Raw genomic sequence first — 25,547 nt, forward strand, 5'->3', positions numbered from 1 at the left:
TGGGCGCGGACCGGCGGAAAGGAGCGGCCGGTGAATGCGTCATCTCGGAATACGGTAATTCGGAAAGCCCCGGGGAATGCCGGGAAAAGCCCGGGACGGACGCGCGGGAGGCCCGGCGGGGGGGCGAAGGAGGCCCGCGAACGCGAAAGGGGCCGGACCACGCCTTCCGGCGCGGTCCGGCCCCTCTCACGGTCGCATTTCACGACCGTTTCTCACGGCCGGTCAGTTCTGCGCCAGCCCCTTCTTGAGGGCCTCGGCCACCTTCAGGGTGCGCACCGTCTGGTAGCCGACGGCGGCCAGGTTGTCGTCGGTGACGTTCTGCGCGAGATGGCCCGGGATGGCCTGCAGGCCGGAGGTCGCGCTGACGCCGTAGGGGTTGCCGTTGCTCGGCGTGAGCAGGATGTCGTCGGTCACGCCGGGCGGCACGATGACGGCGCCCCAGTGGTAGAAGACGTTGCTCAGCGACAGGATCGTGGACTCCTGGCCCCCGTGCTGGGTGCCCGTGGAGGTGAACGCGGACATCGCCTTGTTCATCAGGCCCCGCCGGGCGTGCAGTTCGAAGGTCTGGTCGATGAAGTGCTTGAGCGGGCCGGCCAGCAGCCCGTAGCGGCCCGGGGTGCCCCAGACCACGGCGTCCGCCCAGTCCAGGTCGTCGATGGCGGCCGTGGCCACGTTCCGGCTGGTGGCGACGTGCTCCTGGTTGGCCTGCGACCACTCGGCGTAGTTGGGCGCGAGCGGGTCCTCGGTGATCTCCGCGACGCGGCGCAGCCGGACCTCGGCCCCCGCCTTCTCCGCCGCCTCGGCCGCGGCGACCGCCAGCTTGTGGATGTTCCCGGTGGCCGAGTAATAGACGATGGCGACATTGGTCATGGCCGTACTGCTCCCTAGTCTGGTGGGGTGCCTGGGTGCCGTTGCGTGGCGTGCACCGCCCATCCTCGCGCGGGCGGGGGCGCGGGACCACCGGAACCCATTAGTCCGTCAAGTGGCCTCCCCGGGCTGCCGGGTGGCCTCCTGGACACGGCCCGTCCGCCCGCTTCGCCCGCCCGCGCACGGGCGGACGGCCGTCTCACTGACCGTTCTTCTCGATGCCCGGCGGGTTGTCGATGATGTAGCGCCACAGTCCGTCCGGTCCGCGCCGGGCCACGTCGGTGGCGGTGCCCTCGATGTGCACGCGCTCACCGTCCGGCCGGGTGCCGTCGATGACGAAGTCACCGATCAGCAGGGCCGTGTCCTCGTAGACGTAGCTGTGGCGCAGGCTGATGTCGATCGGGACGCCGAGCGCCAGGAAGCTGCTGGTCGCCTGCCTGCGGCCGTCGCCGGTGACCACCTCGCCGGGCCGCAGCACGCGCACCGCCCCGGGCTCGAAGAGCCGGTCGATGGCGGTGAGGTCCTTGGCGTTGAAGGCGGCCACGAAGGTCGCGGGAAGCTGGGCCGGGTCACTGACTGCCATGGGGATACTCCCTCCTCGCGTGGTGCGCGCGGGTCAGGCGGCGGCCGGAGCCGCCGAGCGGGCGGCCTTCAGCGCGGCGGCGACATGGATGGTGCGGCGGGTCTGGTAGGCGATGGCGCCGGCGTTCTCCTCGTGGATGAAGCCGGCCCGGTTGCCCGCGACGGTGCTCGCGCCGTACGGGTTGCCGTTGTTCTTCTCGTACAGCACCGGGTCGGCGGACCCGGTGGCGACGACGACCGCGCCCCAGTGGCAGATGGCGTTGTGCAGGGCGAGGATCGTCGTCACCTGGCCGCCGTGCTCGGCGGAGCCGGAGGCGAAGGCCGAGACGGCCTTGTCCAGCAGCTCGCCGCGGATCGACAGCGGGGAGGTGGTGTTGATCCACTGCATCAACTGCGGTGCGGCCAGGCCGAAGTGGACCGGGGACCCGAGCAGCACGGCGTCGGCCCACTGGAGGTCCTCCAGCGTCGCCTCCGGTATGCGCGCGGCCTCGGCGGCGTGCTCCTGGGAGCCGGGCCGCCCGGTGGCGGCGATCTCGGGCACCCGGCGCAGCCGCACCTCGGCGCCCTCCTGGGCGGCGGCCGCCGCGGCGGCCTCGGCGAGACGGTGGGTCGAACCGGTGGAGGAGTAGTAGATGACGGCGACGTTCGTCATGGTCGGGCGCTCCCTGGGCGTACGGGTGTGAGGAACACGTGGCTGTCGGAAAGGGGGTGTCGGATGACTGTCCGCATCGTGGTCCGCGGGGCCGGGGCGCGACAACGCGTGGCCGGCGAGTGCGTCAGGTCGCGCGTCGGCGGTGCAGGACACCGAGGGTGGCCAGGGCCAGGGCGAGCGCGAGGAACAGGGCGAGGTGGCCGAACCGGTCGAAGAGGGGTGCGACCTGCGCCCCGGCACCGGCGCCGACGTTGAGCGTGAAGCCGTACAGCGCGATCGCGGTGGTCTGGGCCGCGGCGCCGACCCGGGCGCCGACCGACTGGATGAGAGCGGGTCCGAGGGTGGAGAAGCCCGCCATGAAGGCGAACAGCGCGGCCCCCAGGGCGATGGCGTCGTCTCCGCCCAGGGCGGCGGCCAGCATCGCCGCGGTGGTCACCACGAGCGCTCCGGCGGCCCTGCGGGAGGCCGGGACCCGGGCCAGGGCCGGGGCGATCAGCACGGCGCCCAGCAGCGCCGGCAGGGCGCTGGCGCGCAGCGCCAGCAGGGGCGCGCCACCACTGGCCACGTCGGACGGTCCGTAGAGCTGGACTCCGGTGTACACGGCGGTGAGGGAGCCCGCGCCGACGAGGATGACCAGATACAGCGGGATCACCCGCGCGCTCAGCGCGGCTCGCGCTCCGGCCGGTGGTGTCCGGCCGGCCGGGGCGGCCTGGGGCCGCTCCTCGGGCAGCAGCACCCGCCAGGACACCGCGGCGCCCAGCAGGAGTAGCGGGACGGTCCCCCAGAAGACCCAGACCCAGCCGGCCACCGAGGCCACCAGCTGGGCCTCGACCTGGCCGATGACCACGGTGGCCCCCATGCAGGCGGAGACCACGGTCAGCGCCAGTGAGGCGCGGCGCGGCTCGAAGCGGGCGTTCAGGTAGGCGTAGGCCATGGGGATGAACGAGCCCGCGAACAGCCCCTGGAGGGCGCGCAGGGTCACCCCGGGGGTGAGGGAGCCCACGAGGGGCAGCAGAGCGGTGACGACGGACATGGCGAGGACGTTGACCACCATGACCGCCCGCCGCCCCCAGCGGTTGGAGAGCGGGCCGCTGACGAGCGAGCCGACCGCGTGGGCGAAGGCGAAGGCCGTGGTCGAGGCGGCCGCCGATCCGGTCGGGACCCCCCAGGCGTCCGCGAGTTGCGGCATGAGCGGGATGGTCACGTACATCTGGCCCACCACGAGCACGCCCATCACGGACACGGTCGCGACGGTGGCGGCGAACGGTGCGTTCGGGGACCTGACCGAGGGCACCTCGGCCACTGAAGTTTTCGACATGTGCCGAGCCTGCGAGCGGAACACGGCACCGGGCAAGCGCATCGCGACAAAGCGTCAAGTCGCCGTCACGGACGGCGACTTGTCGGTACCTGTGGGGGGACATGCCGGAACCCCCGCGCCGGGCGGGGGAACGTACGACACGGGGGTCCGGCGTCCGGCGCGCCCCTGGGAGCGCGCCGGAGTGCGGGTCAGACCTGGACGGTCTGCGGCTCGTCGGCCGAGGAGGCGGTGGCGCCTCCCTGGGCGACGGGCTCGGACTTGCCCGGCTTCTTCAGGCCGAGGGCGACCAGCGCGGTCACCGCGATCCCGGCCGCGGCGATGTACACCGCGGTGCGCAGGCCGTCGGTGGTGGCCGAGCGCAGCGCCTCGCCCTGCAGACCGTCGAGGCCGGAGTTGGCGACGGCGACCAGGATGGCGAGGCCGACCGCGCCACCGATCTGCTGGGTGGTGGAGGCCCAGCCGGAGGCGATGCCCTGCTCGGCCGGGTCGACGCCGACGGTGGCGGCGCCGAACATCAGGGTGTAGCCGGCGCCCTGGCCGAGGCCCATGACGACCATGCCGGGGATCAGGGCGACGTAGGAGGCGTCGGTGGCCAGGGACAGGCCCACGATGACGGTGCCGACGAAGCCCACCAGCAGGCTCGCGATCATGATGGCGCGCAGGCCGTACTTGGTGGCCAGACGGCCGGCCGTCTGGGCGCCGGTGGCGATGGCGACCATCGGGACCAGGAAGGCGAGGCCGGTCTCCAGCGCGTTGTAGCCGTGCACGCCCTGGAAGTAGATGGTGAGGAAGTACAGCAGGGTGCCGAAGGTGGCCATGTAGAAGAAGGTGACACCGGCGCCGGTGCTCAGGTTCCGGTTGCGGAACAGGCGCAGCGGCATCAGCGGGTCGCTGCTGCGCTTCTCGATCAGCAGGAAGGCGACCAGGAGCGCCACACCGAAGGCGAAGGCGCCGATGATCAGGCCCGAGCCCCAGCCCGACTCCGGTCCCTGCACCAGGGCGAAGACGACGGAGGTGGTGCCGACCGTGGAGGTGAGCGCACCGCCCAGGTCGAAGGAGCGGCGGGAGCCGGTCAGCTGGTCACGGGTGATCAGCGGGAAGGCGGCGGCGACGGCGATGAGGGCGAGCGGGACGTTGACGTAGAACACCGACTCCCAGCCGAACGCCTGGGTGAGGACGCCGCCGAGCAGCGAACCGAGGATCATTCCGGAGCCGCCCGCGGTGCCCCACACGGCGAAGGCGCGGTTGCGCTCCTTGCCCTCGGCGAACTTGGTGGAGACCAGGGTCAGGGTGGCCGGGAAGAGGAAGGCGCCGCCGATGCCCTGCACCGCGCGGGCGGCGATCAGCACGCCCGGTTCGGTGGCCAGGCCGCCGACCAGGGAGGACACCCCGTACAGCGCGATGCCCAGGATGAAGATGCGGCGCGGCCCGAACAGGTCGCAGGCCCGGCCGCCCAGGAGCAGGAACCCGCCGAAGGCCACCGCGTAGGCGCTGACCACCCACTGCAGGCTCTGGGCGGAGAAGCCGAGTCCGCTGCCGATCTCGGGCAGGGCGACGTAGACGATGTTGTAGTCGATGGAGATGATCAGCTGGGCGAACGCCAGCAGCGCCAAGAGGAGTCCGGTGCGCCGGCGGGGCGCGTCCGTGACGGCGCCTGTGGCCGAAGACGGCATGACTGTGCCTTTCACTACGGGGTCGGAAGTCGGGGCGCACACCGCCGGTGTTGCCGGTGGGGGGACGGCCCCGGGCGCACTCCAGGTGCGCCGAGGACAGGCTCTGTGGTGGTGCGGGGTGGTGCGGAGGTTGGTGGTGCGGGGCGGGCCGGGTGGGGTTCAGTTCTCCTCGAACCAGCGGCGTACCTGATCCGGGGCTGCGGGGTTGGCCCGCCGTACCGTGTCGGCCAGTTCGGCGATCGTGTGATCGGCGAGCCGGCGCCGCCAGGCCAGTTCGGCAGTGGAGAAGGCCTGGGCCACGGTGCAGGTGGTGCGGTGGGCGGCTTCGGGTCCGGTGATGTGTCCGGCCGGGCCGTTGTGCCGGATGCCCGTGCACAGGAACGCCTGTGTCGAGCCGTCGATGGCCGCCGCCACGTCCATCAGGCTGATGCCCTCCGGATTTCTGCCGAGGCGGAATCCGCCGCGGGGGCCGGACCGGGAGGCGACGATGCCGGCGCTTCCCAGTGCGTTCATCTGCTTGTTGAGGTAAGCCGTGGGCAGGTCGTGGAAGGCGGCGAGTCTGGCCGCCGGCACCGCCCTGTCAGGGGATATCCAGGACAGGTTGATGCAGCAGTGCACCGCCCACTCCACGCCCTCTCTCAGCTTCATGTCCTAGACATTACGCATCCAGGATGTCCGCCAGAAGGACTCACTTCTTTTTATGTCAAGTTGCTTTGGGTGTCGATGTTCTCGCTGGTCAGGCGGGGTTTGTCGAGCAGTCGCGGCCCGTTTGGCGGGCGGGCCGCGCACCGTCGTCAGCGCTCCTGCGGCTCCGGTTCGAGCGCGGTGCGCAGCTCGGCCTCCAGACGGTCCAGATCGCTCTGGTGGCCGTGTGCGGCGACGTGCCCGTCCGGGCGCACCAGCCAGTAGCCGGCGCTGCGGCAGCCGGTGGCGAAGGCGCTCTCGCGGCGCCGCAGCGCCACGGTGCGCAGCCGCTGCCCGTAGCGGGCGGCGACGTGACCGGCCTCCTCGGCCCAGGACTCCGAGGGAGCCGCCAGGACCAGGGTCCAGGCGTGCGGGTCGGTGTCGGGGCCGCTGATGCCGTGGGCGAGCGCGGCGCGCCGGGGGAAGACCGCGCCCTCCTTGAGGCCGCCGGGGACCCGGCCGCGCAGTCGGCAGCCGGCGAGCCCGGAGGGCCGCTGGGTCTCCCGCGGCGGTGGATAGGCCAGGCGCCGCCCGGCCATGACGGGGGTGTAGAACCGCGAGACGGCGCCGGTGCGGTCGAGCAGCTTGAAGGCGGCGTCCCGGGCCGCGACCTTGGCCCGGCTGTTCGCCACCCAGGCACGGGTCTGCAGATCGGTGTCGCGCACGATCTGCCGGGTCGCCTCGGAGCGCTCGGAGCCGTAGGTGGTGAGCAGCGCCTCGGGTGAGGTGCCGTGGACGACGGCGGCCAGCTTCCAGGCCAGGTTCTGGGCGTCCTGGAGGCCGTTGTTCATGCCCTGGCCGCCCGCCGGACTGTGCACGTGGGCGGCGTCGCCGGCGAGGAAGACCCGCCCGACGGCGAAGTCGGAGGCGTGCCGGGCGTGGACGCGGAAGACCGCCTGCCACACCGCCTCAGTCAGCCGGACACCGCGCGGACCGCGCTCGTCAACGATCTCCCGCATCAGGTCCAGGGATACCTCGCGGCGTCCCTGCGGCATGATCGACAGGAAGCGGTAGACACCGCCCGGCATGGGCACCACGACCAGCGCCCCGCTGGGTGCCTGGTAGAACAGGCACTCGTTGTCGGGGAGTTCGCCCTCGATCCGGGCGTCGACCAGGGCGAAGGCCAGCTCGTACGTACTGCCCTGGAAGCCGATGCCGAGCTGGCCGCGGACCGCGCTGCCGGCGCCGTCGGCGCCGACCACGTAGGGGGCCCGGATGCGGTCGAGGCCGCCCTCGGCCGTCTCGACCACGGCGGTGACGTCCCCGCCCGAGCCGACGCCGCCGACGAAGTCGACGCCTTCGAGGGCGAGCAGCCGCACCCCGCGCTCGACCTTGCCGCCGAGCGCGGACAGCCGCTCGGCGAGCAGCCGTTCGGTGACGTGCTGGGGCAGCACCCGGCAGGCGGTGTCCTCGGTCAGTGCGAAGGAGGCCAGCGGGGTGCGTTCGGAGAAGTAGCTGAGCCGGTCGATCCGCGCGGACTCGCGCCGCACGCCGTCCGCGAGTCCGGCGTCCTCCAGGATGTCCAGGGCGCGGGGCCACACGGACAGCGCCTTGGGGGTGGTCGAGGGTTCCTGGGCGCGGTCGATCACCCGCACCCGTACACCGCGGCGCATCAGCTCCACCGCGGTCAGCAGTCCAGTGGGGCCGGCGCCGACGACGAGTACGTCGATGTCGGTGGCGCCGGTGTGGTTCTCGCTCATCGTCCTCACTCCGTCCGCACGCCGGCGGTGACGCCTCCGGCGGGCTCCTCGGGCAGCGTCTCCAGGCTGATGCCGAAGTGCTTCTTGTACGCCTCGAACGCCTCGGCCTCGGTCCCCAGGGTCTGCCGGGAGCGCTCCTGCCCGGCGACGCTGCTCATGTGGTAGTTGCCCTTGAGCGTGACCAGCCCGTCGGTCGTGCGGACGGAGCAGAACAGGGCCTGGAGGAACGAGGAGTCGGGCGAGGTGCGGTACCACCACAGCGCCGGCGCGAAGTCCTCGACGCGGACCGGCCGGTCGGCGACCCGGTAGAGGGGCTTGCCGCCGAGGTACACGTCGATGGCGCCGTCACCCGCGTCGTGGATGCGGTACTCGCCGTGCGGGTCCTGCTGCACCTCGCGCGAGGAGAGGTCCAGCGGGAAGCGGCTGTTGCGGCCGAAGCCGACGTCGACCAGCCAGTCGCGCCCCTCCGCCTTGACGCGCAGCGCCAGGTGGCCGAGGAACGGGCCGAGGCCGTCGGGGCGGTGCACCCAGCCGGGCAGGATGTCGACCTCGTAGCCGAGCGAGGTCAGCAGGAAGGAGAGGGCGGGGTTGACCTCGAAGCAGCCGCCACCGCGGTTCTTGTGCACGATCTTCTCCAGGACGCGTTCGTCCATGAAGATGTCCTCGCCCAGGTGGTAGTCGAGGTTCTCGAAGGGCACCGACAGAAGGTGACGCTCCGTCAGGTGACGGAGCCCCTTCAGGTCCGGCTGTTCGGGGCGGGTCGCGCCGATCCGGGCCAGGTAGTCGTCCATGATGCCGTCCTGCATCGCCGTCTCCTCAGCTCTGGGGGGTGGTGGGGGCGGATGTGGTGTGGGTGGGAACGGGGTGCTGCCAGCGCAGCAGCGACAGGCCCATGGCCATGCCGCCGCCGAAGGCGGCCATCAGCACCAGATCGCCGTCGGACAGCTGCCCGGTGCGGGCCGCGTGGTCGAGGGTGACGGGAACCGAGGCGGAGCCGGTGTTGCCGAACTCCTCGTAGGTGGTGCGGGTGTGGGCGGACCTGATGCCGAGCGTGGCCGACAGGTCGTCGAGCATCCGCCCGTTGGCCTGGTGGGGCACGAAGCTGTCGATGTCGGCGGCCGTGTAGCCGGCCTCCTCGACGAAGGCGGTGATGGCGGGGGCGACGGTCTCGGCGACGAAGTCGCGCACGCCCCTCCCGTTCATGGTGAAGTAGTGCAGCCCGGCCGCGAGGGTCTCGGGGGTGGCGGGCAGGCGGCTGCCGCCCGCGGGCACCTCGATCAGGTCGCGTTCGGCGCCGAAACCGGCCAGCCTTCCGGCCAGCAGACCGCGCCCGGGGCGGGCGGGGCCGAGCACGACCGCGCCGGCGCCGTCCCCGAAGAGGATCGCGGTCCGCCGGTCGGCGGGGTCGAGGATGCGGGAGTAGACGTCCGCGCCGATGACCAGCGCGTACGCGGAGTCGGAGCCGGCCAGGACGTGCTGCGCGGTGTTGAGCGCGAACACGAAGCCGCTGCACACCGCGTTGACGTCGAAGGCGGCGGCGCCGTGTCCGGCACCGAGGCCGTCGGCGACGATGCTCGCGGTGGGCGGCTGCGGCTGGTCGGGCGTCGAGGTGGCGACGACGACCAGGGAGAGGTCGGCGGCGGTGATGCCCGCGGCCTCCATGGCGGCCCGCCCCGCGGCGACCGCGAGGTCGGAGGTGGCCTCGTCCGGCTTCGCCCGGCGCCTGGAGCGGATGGCGGTCTTGTGTCTGATCCATTCGTCGGTGACTCCGGCCGCCGCCCCCACCTCGTCGTTGCCGACGACGTGGGAGGGCAGGCAGGAGCCCGTACCCAGAATGGCGATGCCACCGGCCGTGCGGCCGGCTCTGGCCGTACCCGTGCTGATCATGGTGTTGACCCTTCCGTGAGCGTCTCGGGCCTCCCCCGCGCAGGGCCGATGCTCCCGAGGGCGCCCGGCCGGCGGCAAAGGCCGCCGGCCGAACCCGTCAGGTCGCCGGGGAGTACGTCAGATGGCGGCCGGTCCGGCGCGGGGCGCCCCGGACCGGCCGCCGGGATGTCATGCGGCGGGCGCGAGCAGGGAGCCGGCCAGCAGTCCGCGGACCAGTCCGCCGGTGATGCCCACGCCGTTCTGGGTGAGCACCGACTCGGGGTGGAACTGCATCGAGGCGAAGGTGGCGCCGCGCAGGGCGTGCACCTCCTGGCTGTCGGGATCGCGGGCGATCTCGACGATCCCGGCCGCCGTCTCCGCCTTGTCCTCGGCGCTCGCGGCGGCGAACGTGTTGTAGAAGCCGACGCGTTCGCGGCGGCCGAACAGGTCGATGTCCCGCTGGACGCCCTGGTTGGGCCGGGGGCGGCGCACCAGATCCAGGCCGAGCCGGCGGCTGAGGACCTGATGGCTGAGGCAGATCGCCAGGAACGGCAGCCCCTCGCGCAGCAGCCTCTCGATCGTCGCGTCCAGATGGGCGATCTTGGGGTGCGACAGGTCCCGCGGATCGCCCGGCCCCGGCCCCATGACGATCAGGTCGTGGCCGGTGATCTCGTACGGCTCGTCGAACCGCCGCACCGCCACCTCCAGGCCCAGCGAGGTGAGCTGGTGGCCGATCATCGAGGTGAAGGTGTCCTCGGCGTCCACCACCAGGACCCGGCGGCCGGGCGGCAGGGAAGGCTGTACGGCCACCGGCACCGGCTGGGTGTCCGCGAGCCAGAACCCCGCGATGGTGTCGTTACGGCTGCGCAGCGCCCGGCACACCTCGGGGTGGGCCGCGAAACGTGTCGCCCCCTCGCCCTCCAGCGCGGCGAGCAGACCGGCGGCCTTGGCGCGGGTCTCGGCCACCTCCGAGAGCGGGTCGGAGTGGCGCACCAGGGTGGCGCCGACGCCGATGCGCACGCGACCGCCCCGGTCGATGTCCGCGGTGCGGATGCAGATGGCGGAGTCCAGTGCGGCGCCCCCGTCGGCGTCGCGGCCGATCAGGGCGAGGACACCGCTGTAGTAGCCGCGGCCCTCCTGCTCGTAGCGGCCGATGACCTTGCAGGCGCTCTCCAGTGGGGAGCCGGTGACGGTGGGCGCGAAGAGGGTCTCGCGCAGGATGTGGCGCGGATCGCCGTCGGTCCGGCCCTCGATGAAGTACTCGGTGTGCGCGAGACGCGCCATCTCCTTGAGAAAGGGCCCCGTGACGCGGCCGCCGTCCGGGCAGATCCGGGCCATCATCTTCAGTTCCTCGTCGACCACCATGTAGAGCTCGTCGGCCTCCTTGCCGTCGGCGAGGAAGTTCATCACCTCCGGGAGGGTCGGGCCGGTGGCGGGATAGCGGTAGGTGCCGGAGATCGGGTTCATCACCGCCGTGCCCCGGTCCACGCTGATGTGCCGCTCCGGTGTGGCGCCTACGAGGGTGCGCTCGCCGGTGTGCACGACGAAGGTCCAGTACGCGCCCTTCTCGCGTTCCAGGAGCCGTTTGAAGAAGGTCAGCGCGCTGTGCGGGGTGTAGTCGGAGATGTCGACGGTGAAGGTGCGCTTGATGACGAAGTTGGCGCCCTCGCCGGTGCCGATCTCCTCGGTGATGACGCGCCGGACCGTCTCTGCGTAGGCGTCGTCGCCCACGTCGAAGTGGGCGCCGGTGGTGCGGATGGGCGTGTCCGGCAGCCGTTGCAGTACGGCGGCGAGCGAGGCGGTCTCCTGCCGGGCGACGCTCAGCGCCACCAGCGGGGTGCCGTCGTCGTGCCCGGCGAACCCCCGCTCGGCGATCTGCCGGTAGGGCACGAGGGCGAGGACGTCGTGGCGGGGGGCGCCGGGGACGCCGGAGGGCTCGGGCAGCGGGATGGCGGCCAGGGTCCCGGGGTGCGACACCTCGCCGACGAGGATGTCGAGGACGCCGGGGCCGGTGGCCTCGGGGCGGTACAGCAGGGCGAACGGCGGGGGCGTGGGGCCGAGGATCTCCTGGAGCAGATCCTCCTGGTGGGGCGGCTGGGCGCGGGGGCCGGTGGTGCCGGTCATGCCAGGACCTCCTTGGCGGTGGTGACGACGGCGCAGCGCGCGGCGGCGTACTCGACGGCCATCCGGTGCCGGCTCTCGTCGAAGTCGGCCACGGCGTCCGCGATCAGGAATGTCTCGATGTCGTGGCTGAACGCCTCGACGGCGGTGATCAGTACTCCGACGTGGGCGTACACGCCGCACACGAGGAGCTGGTCGCGCCCCTCGGAGCGCATCCGTTCCAGCAGGTCGGTGTGGTGGAAGGCGCTGTAGCGCCACTTGGTCACCAGCCAGTCGTCCTGTCGGGGCGCGAGCGCGTCCACGACGGCGCGGTCGGCGGGCGCGGGGCGCATGCCCGGACCCCAGAAGTCCTTGAGCAGGCCGCGCTGGCGCACGGTCATGCCGCCGGGCTGGGCGGTGTAGGCGACGGGGATACCGAGTTCGGCACAGTGATCACGCAACTCAGCGGTGTTCCGCACCAGTTGACTGCGGAGCGGCTCGGGGAAGGGCTTGAGGAAGTAACGCTGCATATCGTGGACGAGGAGCACCGCGCGGGCGGGGTCGCAGACCCACGGTGCGGTGTTCGCCGGCAGGTCCGGCGGGGTCGGCAGAGGGTACGACTCGATGGTCGGGAGGTCGGCCACGGCGGGGTGTGTCCTTTCTCGGGCGGGAACCGCTCTCGGCGGTGTCCGCCGGACGCGGGGTCCGGGTGCGAGCGGGCGGGGGTGGGGGCGGGGCCGGTGTCAGGCCGCTCCGAGGGCGGCGCCTCCGTCGACGGTCAGGGTGTGCAGGGTGATGTGGGACGCCCGGTCGGACAGCAGATAGGCCACCGCGTCGGCGATGTCGTTGGGGCGGGCGAGCTTGCCCAGCGGGATGCCGACGCGGAAGGCGTCGAGGTTCCCGGCGAGGGTGGCGCGCGGCCCCGAGTCGTCGTGCCACATGGAGCTGAGCATCGGTGTGTCGGTGGAGCCGGGGGCGACGATGTTGCAGCGGATGCCGTGCCGGGCCACCTCCAGGCCGAGGCTCTTGGTGAACATCTCCGCCGCCGCCTTGGAGGCCGCGTACGCGGCCATCCCGGTGCGGGGGGTGGCGGCCGCGTTGGAGGCGACGGTGACGACGGCTCCCCCTCCGCGCCGCACCATGCGGCTCACGACGGCGCGCGAGAGGTGGAAGACACCGGTGGTGTTGACGGCGAAGGTGCTCGTCCAGTCGTCGTCGGTGTACGCGGTCACCTCGCCGAGGCGGAGTACACCGGCGGCGTTGACCAGATAGTCGACAGGGCCGAGGTCCTGCTCGATCCGGTCGACGACGGCGTCCACCGCGGTGCTGTCGGTCACGTCGGCGGCGAACGCCGTCACCGGAAGCCCGTCCGCGGCGAGTTTGGCGGCCTCTTCCTCCAGACGGCCGGCGTGGCGGTCCACGGCGGCCACGTGGACGCCCTGTTCGGCCAGGGTGCGGACGACGGCCGCGCCGATCCCGCCGGCGGCCCCGGTGACCAGGGCCAGCCTGCTCTCGCTGTCTCTCGTGTGTGCGCTGTCCATGTCGTGCCTCTCCTTCACATCCGTTGGGGGGCGGTGCTGACGTGCCGGGCGGCTCACCCGTTCCAGGCCGAGACGACGGAGACCGCCTGGCCGGCGTTGAGCCGCGGGTCGCAGAAGCTCTCGTAGGCGTCGCCGACCAGATGGGCGGTGCGCGCGTCGGGCACGCACTCCATGACCGCGTCGGGCGTGGTCTCCAGGTGCAGACCGCCCGCGGTGCCCCCGTGGTCGGTGACCGCCCGGTGGAAGGCGGTGACCTCCCGTTCGGCGGCCTCCACGTAACGGGTCTTGAAGCCGTTGGGCGTGGTGACGGTGTTGGCGTGCAGCGGGTCGGTCAGCCAGATCACCGGGTGCCCGGCCGCGTGCACCGCCGCGACCAGCGGGGGCAGCGCCTCGGCCACCTTGTCGGCTCCCATCCGCGCGATCAGCGTGAGCCGTCCCGGTACGCGATCGGGGTCCAGGCGCCGGCACAGGTCGAGCAGCGTCTCGACGGTGGTGGTGGGCCCCACCTTGCAGGCCACCGGGTTGGTCACCCCGGCGAGCAGGGCGACGTGCGCGCCCTCCGGCTGCCGGGTGCGCTCGCCGATCCAGGGCCAGTGCGTGGAGGACAGCAGCAGACCGTCGTCCTCGCGGCGCAGCAGCGGCACCTCGTAGTCGAGCAGCAGCGCCTCGTGGCTGGTGTAGACCGGCGGGTCGATGCGGTCGGGGTCGTCGGTGCGCCAGCCGAGGTGGCGCATGATGTCGTCGGCCGCCATGTACCCGGTCAGCAGGCGCAGCGGGTCGGGGCGGCGGCCCTCGGGTGTGGGATCGGGATCGTTGACCATGTGGCCGCGGTAGACGGGCAGTTCGAGGTCCCCGATGCGTTCCTTGGACTGGGAGCGCGGCTTGGTGAACTGTCCGGCGATACGGCCGGCCCGCAGGACGGGCTTGCCGGTGACCAGCCGGAGGGCACCGGCGAGCAGGTCGAGCACGGCGGCCTTGCGGGCCACGTGCGCGGGGGTGCACTCCAGGGGGTCCTCGGCGCAGTCCCCGGCCTGGACGACCAGGGCCTCGCCCGCGGCCACCCGGGCCAGGCCGCGGCGCAGGGCGCGGACGTCCTCGGCCCGGACGAGCGAGGGGCGGCCCGCCAGGTCGGAGCGCACGCGGCGCACCTGGGCGGGGTCGTCCCAGTCGGGCTGCTGGGGGGCGATCTTCAGTTCGATGTCGACGAGAGCGTCGTCCACAGGTGTCTCCTGACACTGGCGGTGGCCGGCACGCGGTACCGCGGTGCGGGCAGGGGCGGGTAGGGACTTGGCGGTGCGGAGATGGCGAAGGTGGTCGGATGGGGTGGCCGGCGGGGCCGGCCACCGGGTCTCGCGGCGGGCGCGGACGGGTGGGTCACAGACGCGGGGACCAGCCCACGGCGTCCCAGAAGTCCAGCTGGGCGAGTTTCGGGGTACGGGTGACCTCGGCGAAGCCGGGTCCGCCCAGCACGAGGGTGCTGGGGCGATCGGGGGTGTACGGCGGCCACTCGGGGAGGTGCGCGGTGTGCGGCGCGGACGTCCGGGCGAACGCGGCGACGGTGTCGACGAACACGTCGGACAGCCGTCGCTCCGCGGGCCCGTCGCCGAACGCCGCGGCGAACTGCGGCAGCCGGTGGGTGCCGAACAGGAACGGAGAGGTCGCCTCGTGCGGCGTCCCGAAGTGGGGCGGGAGCGCGGGGTGGGCGAACTCCATCGCGTACAGCGGGGTACGGCCCGCGCGGGCGTGCCGGTCGGCGAACCGCACGATCTGGTGGCGGAAGAAGGCGTCGCCCCAGATCTCGGTCCACAGCGACCGCGGGTCACCCGGCAGCCCGGCCTCCCGGGCCGCGGAGCGGTGGGCGGCGGCGCAGGCGCGGGCGAGGGCGTCGTCGGCGTCCGGTTCGGCCAGGCTCAGCACCTCGCGCACGGCCCGGACGAGTTCGGCCTCGTCCCGGGGGGCGGGCAGCGGTTCGGGGGAGGCGGGGCCCGTGTAGAACGAGCCCTCGGTGCTGGTGTGGACGCTGAGCACGGGCACGTCGGGCGTGGGCAGGAGGTGGTCGGGGGCCGGCATGGTGCGCCCGTCGACGACGGGGCCGCGGTACCAGCGTCCGCTGGAGACGATCCGGTCCCCGGGCGGCGGGGCGAACAGCTGGGTCCAGGCGTCGGTGAGCGCGCCCGCCGGTACCTCGCGCAGCCCGGCCACGGTGGTGCCCAGGCGGTGGGCGAGGGCGGCGTAGGCGGTGCGCGAGTCCTGCGGGGTCAGGGCGGTGCCGGGCGCGGTGGTGTGGCTGGGGCTGATGGAGATCAGGCGCCGGATCAGGGGGCGCACGCCTGGTAGCAGGGACAGTTGCCAGGCGGTGGCGCCGCCCGCGGAGGTGCCGCACACGGTGATGTCGTCCGGGTTTCCGCCGAAGGCCGCGGCGTTGTCCCCTACCCAGCGCAGCAGGGCCGCCTGGTCCTGGAGACCCCAGTTGGCGGCGTGCCCGGTCTCCGGGTCGGTGAGGTCCTCGTGCAGGCCGAAGCCGAGGACGCCGAGCCGGTAGTTGAAGGTGACCACGACGAGGTCCCCGCGCTCGGCGAGCCGGGTTCCGTCGTACGCGGGCATGCTGCCGGCGCCCGCCTGCCAGCCGCCGCCGTGGATGTAGACCAGCACGGGGCGGCTGCCGGTCGTGGCGGGCGTGAACACGTTGGCGTACAGCGAGTCCTCGCTGCCGGGCGGCACCGGGCGGTTGGGGATCGCCGCCTGGAAGGAGACGGGTGAGAAGCGCACCGCCTCCCGGACGCCGCTCCAGGGTTCGGGCGGCCGGGGGGAGGCGAAGCGCAGCGGGCCCAGCGGCGGGCGGGCATAGGGGATGCCGCGGAAGACGCAGACGCCGGCGGCCCGCTCTCCGGCCACCTGCCCGGCCGAGGTGCGCACCACGATCCGGGACCCGGTGGCGGCGGGAGGGCACGGCGGTTCCGTGACGAGGGCGGCAGCACCCCGCCACTCGCCTGCGGCCTGCGGCTGGCTGGCCATGGTGGACTCCTAGGCACTCGGTCGGCTGGTGCGCCGATCGTGTGCCTCCTGTTCGGAGGTCACCAAAGGAGGCCCTGGCAATACGTCAGCTGCCGGGAAGAGTCCGTCAGCTCCCCGGCCGGGCCGGCCGGGGAGCTGACGTACCGGGCGGGAGGACGGCTGACATCCTCCTCGCTCGCCTCTACACTGCGCCGCCCGCGGCTCGGGCCCGGACTGTCGCGCGGTGCGCGGCGCTCGGCCGCGGGGGCTTCGGGCTCGCGCCGTCCGCACGCCCCGCCCGGTCGCGTCCGGCCATCACGCGGACACCTGTTCCGGCTGCGGCTCGGGGGTCGGAGCACCCGAGAGGACGGCGACGGCGTGGGCGGCGGAGGCGAGGGTGGCGTGGCGGTGCCAGCCGCTGAAGGAGCGGCCGGAGAAGTCCTTGATGCCGACCGGCTCGGCGATGTCGGCGAAGTCCCGGTCCACTCGGCGGGTCAGCCGGCTCAGCCTCAGCAACTGGGCGGGGTGCAGGTCGGTGAGGTCGGTCAGCCACAGCTCGGCCGGCCAGCGTCCGCCGTTCTCACCGATGCCGAGCAGCACGAGTTCACGCCCCCGGGAGGAGCGGCGCCCGGCGCGCCGGGGCAGTTCGACGCGGACGGCCGCGGTCAGCGCGGCGCGCGCGGGACCGCCGGTTCCGGGCCGGCGCTGGATGACGGGCTGGCGCAGTGGACGGGCCATCATCATGAGCTGGTGCGCCGTGAGTTCGGTCTCGGCGACCGAGCGCGGCAGTCCGGGATCGGTCGCCGAGAACCGCCGGTTGGCGCTGACGCGCAGCAGCAGGGGCGCGTCGGCGGCCTGGAGCCGGCGCACGGTGGCGACGACATCGGCCTCGCGGGCGTCCATGACGGCGGGCCGCACCGGCAGGCCCCAGCCGCGGGTGATGTCGAGGTACGCCTCCACGCCGCACTGGTCCATGGTCTCCGGCGCCGCGCTCTCCGGGATGGACGCCTGCCGCCTCCGGGTGGCGTCGTCCAGCCAGGTCTCGGGCAGGTACAGCCGCCAGTTGACGGGGGTGCTGTGCTCCTCCGACACGGCCCACACCCCCACGGCCTGCTGCACGTTCATGACCTGGCCGCGGCCGGGGTCGAAGCGGCGGTCCACGCCGACCGAGCTGTCGCCGGCCTTGGGGATCACCATGGGCCGCAACACGTAGGCGCGGGCCGGGGACACTTCCTCCAGGTGGAGGGCGAGAGCGCGGCGGACCGGCCCCCAGTCCCAGGTGGAACCGCTGATGAAGTGGTGCAGGCTCTGCTCGGCCGCCTCACCGCCGAAGAGGGAGGAGATGTTCCGTATCGACTTGCGGCCCTGGACACCGAGCAGTCCCTGGACGTACTCCATGCCCCGGCGCCGCTGGTCGCTGCGCGGCAGGGACTCGAACAGTGCCGCGCCCAGCTCCTCCAGCACGCCGTCCTTGGCCGCCGTCCGCGCCGCGCGGATCGTGTCTATGTCCCCGGTGCGCTCCTGCAATCTCGTGTGCATCCCGTCGTCCCCCATCGTCATTCGTCCGACCGGTGTCCGCGGCGGGGCCGCGGGCCCGTGTCTGTGCGGTTGACACCTGGCCGGCAGCGGTCCGCGTCCCGTCGACCCGGTCTTCCAGCTGCCGAACAGGAGCCTGTGGCGGGGTGTCCAAGGCGGGGCCAAGGCGCGGGAAACGCGCAGGCCGGGCGAGGGGGCGGACGGGGTGCCCGCGCGGGTGCGTCGAGGAGGGTGCGCGGGTGGGCCGCGGCCGGTGCGCGGACCGGTCAGGGCCGGTGCGCGGACGGGCCAGACGGCCGGGCGGGTGGCGCCTAGGTTGGCGGGCGAGATGGTGTCGGTGCGTCCGCCCACCGCGCCGGAGGGGTTCCCGCTCCGGCGCGGTGGGCGGACTTCGATGTGGAGGCCCTATGTCCAGCTTCGACCCCGGTTTCGCCTCGCGCCCGGGATTCGCGCGCGTGTTCCGCCCCGGCGGCCTGACGCTGGGGCTGTTCTTCCCGATGGAGTCCTACGAGGGCCCGGTGGCCCGGATGGACGTCGCCGAGCAGACCGAACGGGCCGTACGGGCCGAGCGGTCGGGGTTCGCGGCGCTGTGGGTCCGGGACATCCCGCTGTACGACCCGGCGTTCGGCGACGCCGGGCAGATGTACGACCCGTGGGTGTGGCTGGCCCACATCGCCGCGCGGACCTCGCGTATCGCGCTGGCCACCGGCTCCACGGTGCTGCCGCTGCGCAACCCCCTGGACACCGCGAAGTCGGCGGCCTCGCTGGACCTGATCAGTGGCGGACGACTGCTGCTGGGTGCCGCGAGCGGGGAACGGAGCATGGAGTACCCCGCCTACGGGCTCGACCGCGACGACGGCCCGGGGCTGTTCCGCACCGCCGTCACCACCCTGCGGCGGCTGTGGGCGGAGGACTTTCCGGCCGTGGACTCCAGCTACGGGACCATCCGCGACGCCGGAGTGCTGCCCAAGCCGGCCGGCGGGCGGATTCCCCTGCTCGTGACGGGGCACAGCAGGCAGAGCATGCCGTGGATCGCCGAGCACGCCGACGGCTGGCTGATGTACCCGCGTCCGCTGCTCCAGCAGCACGGCACGGCGGCGATGTGGCGCAGGGCGGTGGCGGACACGGGCAACGGCCTGAAGCCGTTCGCGCAGTCGCTCCACCTCGATCTGGTGGACCGGCCGGAGGCCCGTCCCAGCGCCATCCCCCTGGGCTACCGGACGGGACGGCGCTATCTGCGCACCCACCTGGAGGGGCTGCGGGACATCGGCGTGCACCACGTGGTGCTCAATCTCAGGCCCGGCCGCCGGCCCGTGGATGAGGTGCTCCAGGAACTCGCCGAGTACGTCCTGCCCCACTTCCCCTCGCACGAGCGGGCGCCCATGGTCTCCGCGGCCTGAGCACGGACCGCGGAACGGCGACGGCACCACCCCTGTCGGCGGGGGTGGTGCCGTCGTGCTGTCGTGTCGCCGTGCCGTCAGGCGCGGGGCCGGTGCGGCGGGCCGGCCGGGGGGCGCGCGCCGCAGTGCCGGCACACGGCCGCGTGCCGGGCGCTGTCGCTCTGCGGCGGAGTGGGCGGGGGCGGGGGGTCGAGATCGATGTCCACACCGGCCGGCACCATCAGCCAGCGGGCCGGTATCCCCTCGTGCTCGTCGAGCGGCATGCCGCCTCCTCGGGTCGGGGGCGCCACCCGGCTCCTCCGGTCGCCACCCCATCGCCACCAGAATCCGCCGGGACGGTCCAGTCCGGGTGAAGGCCGGGTCAACGGCCCGCTCGGGGACGAAAACGGGGGCGCCCCGCCGGTGCGCGCCGAGGGATCGGACACACACGGGCGGGGCGCCGGCGGCCGGTTCAGCCCGCGACGGTGAGGACTCCCGTGACGGACCGGGTGCGGGGGGCGCGGCCGGCGACCGGCAGGACGCGCAGTCCGGTGTCCTCGGGGGACGGCAACGCCAGGCGGACGAGCTGCGGGACCCGCAGGACGAGCGGGGACGCCTGCGGCCGCGGTCCGCTCACCACGACGTGGTGGTCGAGCAGCCGGCCCACCAGGGACTGGGCCTCCCAGGCGTCGCCGCCCAGCAGTTCCTGCGCCCGCGCCATGCCGAAGTCCTCCGCCCCGCCCGCCGCGAGCAGGGCGAGCGCCCGGCGCAGCCGTCCGGGCAGCCGGACGACGGCGCCGGCGACGCGGGCCATGACGTCGCAGGTCTCGTCGTCGAGTTCCGCCGCGAGGCGGTCCTCGTCGACCAGGCCGAGGGCGAGGTCGCCCAGCGTCCACATCGGGCGGCCCGCGAACTTCTCCCCCACCGCGCGCAGCGCGAGCGGGCAGTCGCCCATGAGCCGGGTCACCGCGCCGAGCGTCTCCGGGTCCCCCGCGACCCGGTCGGCACCGGCGACACGGGCGAAGAAGGCCGCCGCGTCGGGAGCGGGGAGCGGGCCGAGCGGGAGCATACGCGCGCCGGGCAGACCGGGCAGCCGGACCCGTGAGGTGACCAGGACCAGACCGGTGTCGTCGGCCGGCAGCAGCGGCAGCACCTGATCCGTGCTCGCGGCGTCGTCCAGCAGCATGAGCAGCGACCGGCCGGCACTGAACGAGCGGAACATGCCCGCGAGTTCGTCGGTGTTCCGGGGCAGGGAGGCCGGGTCGTGGCCGCAGTCGCGCAGCAGCGCGCGCAGCACGGCGTGCGTGGGGCGTGGGCGGTCCTCGTCGTCGTGCAGCCGGGCGTGCAGCACCCCGTCGGGGAACCGCTGGGCCAGCCGGTGCGCGCCGTGCACGGCGAAGGCGCTCTTGCCCACCCCGACCGGGCCCAGCACCACGACCACCCGGGGCCCGGCGCCGGGAGCGCCGCGCCCGGCCGAAGCCCCGGCACCGACGCGCGCGTCCTCGCGCGTGAGGGCCGTCAGCCGGGCCAGTTCGACCGCCCGTCCGGTGAAGTCGGGGGTGTCCAGCGGGAGCTGTCCGAGGGCCGTCCCCTGTCCGGCCGCGGCGCGGGAAGCAGCGGGCTGCCCGGCCGGTCCGGCGCGCCCGGCGGACGGTTCCCCGGTGGGGGCGTCCGCCTCGGCCCCGGGCAGCTGAGCGGTCAGTACCTCCTGCTGGAGGCGCTGGAGGTGCTCGGACGGTTCGATGCCCAGTTCGTCGACGAGCCGGCGGCGCAGCCGCGCGAACGCCTCCAGGGCGGTGGCGCGCTGCCCCGAGCGGTGGGCGGCGGTCATCAGGTGGGCGGTGAACTCCTCGTTGAGCGGGTGGTCCGCCGTCAGCTGGCGCAACTCCCCCATCAGCGACCGGTGCAGGCCCAGCCGCAGATCGGCGGTGATGCGCGACTCCAGGGCGCTCAGCCGCAGGTCGGCCAGGGGCGGGAGCTGCGCCGAGAGCAGCGGACCGGTCTCCAGACCCGCGTACGGCTCACCGCGCCACAGGGCGAGGGCCTCGCGCAGCACGGTCGCGGCGGCGGCGGGGTCGCCCTCGGTCAGCGCGGTGCGGGCGCGCCGGACTCCGTGCTCGAACTCCCACAGGTCCAGTTCGCCCGGCTGGAGGTCGATGCGGTACCCGTTCGGTCCGGTACGAATCCGTTCGCACGGGTTCACCGGGCAGTGCAGCGCCTTGCGCAACTGGTAGACGTAGGTCTGCACGGTCTTGCGGGCGAGGCGGGGCGGCTCGGTCTCCCACAGCTCCTCGATCAGGGTGGAGGTGGAGACCAGCCGGTTGGCGTTCAGCAGCAGCACCGCGAGTACGCGCCGCGCCATGGGGGCGGTGGGCGTACGGTCCTCGCCCTGGGCGCGCACCTCCAGGGGGCCGAGCACGCGGATGCGCAGCGCGTCGGCTTCCGTCCCGGCTTCCCGCTGTCCGACGCCTCGTTCCCGGGCACCCGGGGCCCCGGCGTTCACTGTCCCGGCGTCCTGCCGCATGACGTCCTCATTCTCTTCCGGCCCGCTCGGCGGGCGCCTCGTGGCGGGCGGCCGTAAGGGGCGCGCCCGGTGACTCGTACCAGTGCCGTATGCGGGCGCTGCGGAGCTTGCCGATGCCGGTCCGGGGTGCCTCCCGCGGTCCCGGACCTCCCCCTCGGGCGAGGCGCGGACCGGCACGTCGGGCCGCGGGCTCGGGGCGGGGCCCCCGTCGAGCGGCGCCGGGCCGCCTTCGCGTGTCACGGGGTGCCACGCTCCTTCCGGTACTCGCGGGGCGTGATGCCGTAGCGGTCGCGGAAGAGCCTGCTGAAGTGGGAGGCGCCGTAGAGTCCGGCCCGTTCACCGATCAGGGCGACCGGCAGGTGGTCCAGGTGGGGGTCGGCGAGTTCGGTGCGGCAGCGCGCGAGCCGCTCGTCGCGAATCCAGCGCGCCGGGCTGATGCCGTGTTCCTGGAAGACTTTCTGCAAGTAGCGCAGGGAGACGTGGTGGGAGCGGGCGACGGTCTCCGCGTTCAGGCCGGGTTCGGCTAGCCGCGCCCGGACGTAGGACTGGACCTGGAGCATCAGCGCCTGCCGGGCGATCCGCGGGTCCTCGGCGAACTCCCGCATGCGCTCCGAGAAGAGCGCGGCGGTGAGGCCCACGACGCTGCCCCCGAGCAGGTCGACGGCGGTCTCCACCTCCCTGCCGTGCCGGCCCAGCCCTTCGAGCAGGGAGGAGAGCAGGGCGGCCAGGCCCTCGGCGCCGGTCCAGGGCCGGGCGGTGAACGACGCGGCCTCGTCGGCGGTCAGGCCGACCAGCCGGTGCGCGACCGTGACGTCGACCAGACGGAAGTTCTCCGGCATGGACGCCTTGTAGGGGCGGGTGCTGTCCAGGCAGATCAGCTGCGGAGCGCGTACCGTCCCGTGGCGGCCGTCCTGCACGACCCAGACGGCTCCGGTCAAAGGCCGCAGGACACGCAGCACCCCTTCGCCCGCCGGGGCGACCCTCCGGCCCGGCCGGATGAGTTCCCGGGGGCCCTCGCCCTTGACCACCGCCACCCGCACGCCGCCGAACTGGTGGGTCCTGAGGGTGCCGTCGAGCAGTTCGTCGTGGACGCGGACGATCTGCACGCCGCCCGGTGCGCCACCCCGGGGCGGCACTTGGCGCACCACCGCGGGCGCCGGCTCGAGTTCTTCTAGGCGTGGCACCGCATCCCCCATCCGTCCGTGTGTCGGGACGGAGCGCCGGCAAGTGCGCGGTCCGTCCCCCCACACCATGAAAACATACCCGCATGCCGGTATCACAACCTCATCGAAGGCTTCGATAGCAGATGTCGCGACGGACGGGCCGTCAGCAGCGCGGGGGTGAAGGGGGACGGGTGCGGTGCGGGCGCGCGTCGCCGGGCGCCGTGTCCGGGCGCCCGGCGAGCCGGCGGCGGCTCAGCGCACGCTCAGGTGGCGCAGGTAGGAGCCGTGGTTGCGGGCGGTCTCGGGCACGCTGTCGCCGCCGAACTTCTCCAGCGCCGCGTCCGCGAGGACCAGAGCGGTCACGGCCTGGGCGACCACGGCGGCGGCCGGCACCGCGCACACGTCGGAGCGCTGGTGGTGGGCGACGGCGGCCTCACCGGTGGCCACGTCCACGGTGGCCAGTGCCCGCGGCACGGTCGCGATCGGTTTCATCGCGGCGCGCACCCGCAGCGGTTCGCCCGTGGACATCCCGCCCTCCACGCCACCGGAGCGGCCGGTGGCGCGCCGGATGCCGTCCTCGCCCGGCAGGATCTCGTCGTGGGCGAGGGAGCCGGGGACGCCGGCCAGCGCGAACCCCTCCCCCAGTTCCACCCCCTTGATGGCCTGGATGCCCATGAGCGCACCGGCCAGCCGGGCGTCCAGGCGGCGGTCCCAGTGCACGTGCGAGCCGAGCCCCGGCGGCAGTCCGTAGGCCAGGACCTCCACCACTCCGCCGAGGGTGTCGCCGGCGCGGTGCGCCCGGTCCACCTCGGCGACCATGGCGGCCGAGGCCCCGGCGTCCAGGCAGCGCACGGGGTCGGCGTCGAGCCGCTCCGTGTCCCCGGGGCCGGGCATCGTCGCCGACGTGGAGCTCTCCTGGCCGAGCGCGACGACATGGGCGACCAGCTCGATGCCGTACGCCTGCCGCAGAAACGCCTCGGCGAGGCAGCCGAGCGCCACGCGGGCGGCGGTCTCCCGGGCGCTGGCCCGCTCCAGGACCGGCCGGGCGTCGTCGAAGCCGTACTTCTGCATCCCGGCGAGGTCGGCGTGGCCGGGCCTGGGCCGGGTCAGGGGCGCGTTGCGGGCGTGTCCGGCCAGGGCGCCGGCGGGGACCGGGTCGGTGTCCATCACCGCCTGCCACTTGGGCCATTCGCTGTTGCCGACACGGAGGGCGACGGGCGAACCGAGGGTGCGGCCGTGCCGTACGCCGCCGGTGAAGGCCACCTCGTCGCGTTCGAACACCATGCGGGCGCCCCGCCCGTGGCCCAGACGGCGACGGGCGAGGGCGTCGGAGACCTCCTGGGTGGTGATGCGCACTCCGGAGGGCAGTCCCTCCAGTACGGCAGTCAGGGCGGGCCCGTGGGACTCGCCGGCGGTGAGCCATCGCAAGGCAGACATGGGGTTCCTTCGCTGTGGGTCGGGGATGTGTCGTGCGGCGGTACGGTGCGCGTCCGGGCGCCGGTGAGGGCGCACCGGGCGGTGCGCTCAGGCCGCGGTGGCGATCGGGGCGGGCTCCTGCCGGAGCGGGGTGGTGCGCTCCCGGTACAGTTCGGCGACCTGGAAGGCGAGGTCGAGGGACTGGTAGCGGTTCAGCCGCGGGTCGCAGGCGGTCTGGTAGCGCTGGTGGAGGTCGCCGACCCCGATCCGGTAGCCGCCGCCCACGCACTCGGTGACGTCGTCGCCGGTCAGCTCGATGTGGATGCCCCCGGGGTGGGTGGCCAGGGCGCGGTGCACCTCGAAAAAGCCGCGGACCTCGTCCAGTACGTCGTCGAAGCGGCGGGTCTTGTGACCGCTGGACGCCTCGAAGGTGTTGCCGTGCATGGGGTCGCACAGCCACACCACCTCGGCGCCGGAGCCGGTGACCTTCTCGACCAGATCGGGCAGTACGTCGCGGACGCGGTCGCGGCCCATGCGGGTGATGAAGGTCAGCCGGCCGGGCTCGCGGTCCGGGTCGAGGCGGTCGATGAGCGCCAGCGCCTCGTCGGGGGTGGTCTTCGGGCCGAGCTTGACGCCGACGGGGTTGCGGATCTTCGAGGCGAACTCGACGTGCGCACCGTCCAGTCGGCGGGTGCGCTCCCCGATCCAGACCATGTGCGCGGAGACGTCGTAGGGCAGGTCGGTGCGCGAGTCGGTACGGGTGAGCGCGGCCTCGTAGTCGAGCAGCAGCGCCTCGTGGCTGGAGTAGAACTCGGCGGAGTGGAACTCGCGCGGGTCCGCTCCGCAGGCGGCGAGGAAGGTGAGCGCGTCGTCGATGGCTCGGGCGAGGTTCTCGTAGCGTGCGCCGATCGGGGAGCCCGCCACGAAGTCCCGGTTCCACTCGTGGACCTGGCGCAGGTCGGCATAACCGCCGGTGACGAAGGCGCGGATCAGGTTCAGCGTCGCGGCGGAGGCGTGGTACACCCGCTTGAGCCGCTCGGGGTCGGGGGTGCGGGCCTCCGGGGTGAACTCCAGGCCGTTGACGGAGTCCCCCCGGTAGACCGGGAGTTCGACGCCGCCGCGGGTCTCGGTGGGCTTGGAGCGGGGCTTGGCGTACTGTCCCGCGATCCGGCCGATCCTCACCACCGGCACCGACGTGGCGTAGGTGAGGACGGCGGACATCTGCAACAGCGTCTTGATCTTGTCGCGGACCTCGTCGGCGCCGACCCCGTCGAAGGTCTCGGCGCAGTCGCCGCCCTGGAGGACGAACGCCTCGCCCCGCGCCACCCGGGCGAGCCGGTCGCGCAGTTGGTCGCACTCGCCGGTGAAGACGAGCGGCGGGTAGCCGGACAGCTCGCCGACGACCCTGCGCAGCGCCTGGGCGTCGGGCCACTCGGGCTGCTGGTCGGCGGGCAGCCCGCGCCAGGAGTCCAGGGACGTCACGGTGTGTTCTGCATGCATGGGACTGGCCTCGTTCTTCTACGGAGGGCTCGTGCGGGGAAGGGAGCGGGGC

At 73.6% G+C, this 25,547-nt stretch carries 21 protein-coding genes; 1 reads left to right on the forward strand and 20 read right to left on the reverse strand.

From position 1 onward, the window contains the following. Window positions 1-222 precede the first annotated feature (222 nt). The 15 genes from ACFYMP_RS20505 to ACFYMP_RS20575 form a co-directional block, all read right to left on the reverse strand. Window positions 223-870: an NAD(P)H-dependent oxidoreductase gene (locus ACFYMP_RS20505; RefSeq protein ID WP_388859336.1), complete on the reverse strand. Its 648-nt coding sequence runs from the start codon at window positions 868-870 to the stop codon at window positions 223-225. Between the two features lie 196 nt (window positions 871-1,066). Continuing rightward, complete coding sequence (locus tag ACFYMP_RS20510) at window positions 1,067-1,450, reverse strand: YybH family protein (protein WP_388859339.1); 384 nt, start codon at window positions 1,448-1,450, stop codon at window positions 1,067-1,069. A gap of 33 nt (window positions 1,451-1,483) precedes the next feature. Continuing rightward, entirely contained in the window at window positions 1,484-2,101 is a 618-nt protein-coding gene (locus tag ACFYMP_RS20515) for an NAD(P)H-dependent oxidoreductase (RefSeq protein ID WP_388859342.1), read from the reverse strand. 124 nt (window positions 2,102-2,225) lie between these two features. Further along, on the reverse strand, window positions 2,226-3,419 hold the full coding sequence (locus tag ACFYMP_RS20520; RefSeq protein WP_388859345.1) for an MFS transporter: 1,194 nt from the start codon (window positions 3,417-3,419) through the stop codon (window positions 2,226-2,228). Window positions 3,420-3,607: 188 nt separating this feature from the next. After that, complete coding sequence (locus tag ACFYMP_RS20525) at window positions 3,608-5,092, reverse strand: MFS transporter (protein WP_388859348.1); 1,485 nt, start codon at window positions 5,090-5,092, stop codon at window positions 3,608-3,610. Between the two features lie 159 nt (window positions 5,093-5,251). After that, the gene (locus ACFYMP_RS20530) at window positions 5,252-5,740 is read right to left on the reverse strand and encodes an RrF2 family transcriptional regulator (RefSeq protein WP_388859351.1); all 489 of its coding nucleotides are present in this window, start codon (window positions 5,738-5,740) and stop codon (window positions 5,252-5,254) included. A 146-nt stretch (window positions 5,741-5,886) separates the two neighbouring features. Then, window positions 5,887-7,476, reverse strand: coding sequence for an FAD-dependent oxidoreductase (locus ACFYMP_RS20535; protein ID WP_388859354.1), 1,590 nt, complete (start codon window positions 7,474-7,476; stop codon window positions 5,887-5,889). Between the two features lie 5 nt (window positions 7,477-7,481). Then, window positions 7,482-8,282, reverse strand: a complete 801-nt coding sequence (locus tag ACFYMP_RS20540) for an arylamine N-acetyltransferase (protein ID WP_388859357.1) — start codon at window positions 8,280-8,282, stop codon at window positions 7,482-7,484. Window positions 8,283-8,292: 10 nt separating this feature from the next. Continuing rightward, window positions 8,293-9,363: a 3-oxoacyl-ACP synthase III family protein gene (locus tag ACFYMP_RS20545; RefSeq protein ID WP_388859359.1), complete on the reverse strand. Its 1,071-nt coding sequence runs from the start codon at window positions 9,361-9,363 to the stop codon at window positions 8,293-8,295. A 168-nt stretch (window positions 9,364-9,531) separates the two neighbouring features. Continuing rightward, window positions 9,532-11,466 carry an anthranilate synthase family protein gene (locus ACFYMP_RS20550; protein WP_388859362.1) on the reverse strand — a complete coding sequence of 645 codons (1,935 nt, stop codon included), beginning with the start codon at window positions 11,464-11,466 and terminating at the stop codon, window positions 9,532-9,534. Next, window positions 11,463-12,086, reverse strand: a complete 624-nt coding sequence (locus tag ACFYMP_RS20555) for an isochorismatase family protein (RefSeq protein WP_388859365.1) — start codon at window positions 12,084-12,086, stop codon at window positions 11,463-11,465. The genes ACFYMP_RS20550 and ACFYMP_RS20555 overlap by 4 nt, the downstream gene beginning before the upstream one ends. A gap of 99 nt (window positions 12,087-12,185) precedes the next feature. After that, the gene (locus ACFYMP_RS20560; protein WP_388859367.1) at window positions 12,186-12,983 is read right to left on the reverse strand and encodes a 2,3-dihydro-2,3-dihydroxybenzoate dehydrogenase; all 798 of its coding nucleotides are present in this window, start codon (window positions 12,981-12,983) and stop codon (window positions 12,186-12,188) included. Between the two features lie 53 nt (window positions 12,984-13,036). Next, entirely contained in the window at window positions 13,037-14,203 is a 1,167-nt protein-coding gene (locus tag ACFYMP_RS20565; RefSeq protein ID WP_388859371.1) for a 3-deoxy-7-phosphoheptulonate synthase, read from the reverse strand. Between the two features lie 154 nt (window positions 14,204-14,357). Further along, complete coding sequence (locus tag ACFYMP_RS20570) at window positions 14,358-15,998, reverse strand: carboxylesterase/lipase family protein (RefSeq protein ID WP_388859374.1); 1,641 nt, start codon at window positions 15,996-15,998, stop codon at window positions 14,358-14,360. Window positions 15,999-16,292: 294 nt separating this feature from the next. Next, the gene (locus ACFYMP_RS20575) at window positions 16,293-17,516 is read right to left on the reverse strand and encodes an IS701 family transposase (RefSeq protein ID WP_388859377.1); all 1,224 of its coding nucleotides are present in this window, start codon (window positions 17,514-17,516) and stop codon (window positions 16,293-16,295) included. 404 nt (window positions 17,517-17,920) lie between these two features. Here ACFYMP_RS20575 and ACFYMP_RS20580 point away from each other — a divergent pair, with 404 nt between their 5' ends. Then, a complete protein-coding gene (locus ACFYMP_RS20580) occupies window positions 17,921-18,913 on the forward strand; it encodes an LLM class oxidoreductase (protein ID WP_388859380.1) in 993 nt (330 codons plus the stop codon). A gap of 77 nt (window positions 18,914-18,990) precedes the next feature. On the opposite strand, the gene ACFYMP_RS20585 is transcribed toward ACFYMP_RS20580, so the two are convergent. The 5 genes from ACFYMP_RS20585 to ACFYMP_RS20605 form a co-directional block, all read right to left on the reverse strand. After that, window positions 18,991-19,176, reverse strand: coding sequence for a hypothetical protein (locus ACFYMP_RS20585; protein WP_388859383.1), 186 nt, complete (start codon window positions 19,174-19,176; stop codon window positions 18,991-18,993). Window positions 19,177-19,364: 188 nt separating this feature from the next. Next, window positions 19,365-21,416: a BTAD domain-containing putative transcriptional regulator gene (locus ACFYMP_RS20590; RefSeq protein ID WP_388859386.1), complete on the reverse strand. Its 2,052-nt coding sequence runs from the start codon at window positions 21,414-21,416 to the stop codon at window positions 19,365-19,367. A gap of 236 nt (window positions 21,417-21,652) precedes the next feature. Beyond that, window positions 21,653-22,522 carry an AraC family transcriptional regulator gene (locus ACFYMP_RS20595; RefSeq protein ID WP_388859389.1) on the reverse strand — a complete coding sequence of 290 codons (870 nt, stop codon included), beginning with the start codon at window positions 22,520-22,522 and terminating at the stop codon, window positions 21,653-21,655. A 309-nt stretch (window positions 22,523-22,831) separates the two neighbouring features. After that, the gene (aroC, locus tag ACFYMP_RS20600; RefSeq protein WP_388859392.1) at window positions 22,832-24,016 is read right to left on the reverse strand and encodes a chorismate synthase; all 1,185 of its coding nucleotides are present in this window, start codon (window positions 24,014-24,016) and stop codon (window positions 22,832-22,834) included. 87 nt (window positions 24,017-24,103) lie between these two features. After that, the gene (locus tag ACFYMP_RS20605) at window positions 24,104-25,495 is read right to left on the reverse strand and encodes a class II 3-deoxy-7-phosphoheptulonate synthase (protein ID WP_388859395.1); all 1,392 of its coding nucleotides are present in this window, start codon (window positions 25,493-25,495) and stop codon (window positions 24,104-24,106) included. Window positions 25,496-25,547 lie beyond the last annotated feature (52 nt).

The sequence above is a fragment of the Streptomyces sp. NPDC007088 genome (assembly GCF_042869355.1).
Taxonomy (GTDB): Bacteria; Actinomycetota; Actinomycetes; order Streptomycetales; family Streptomycetaceae; genus Streptomyces.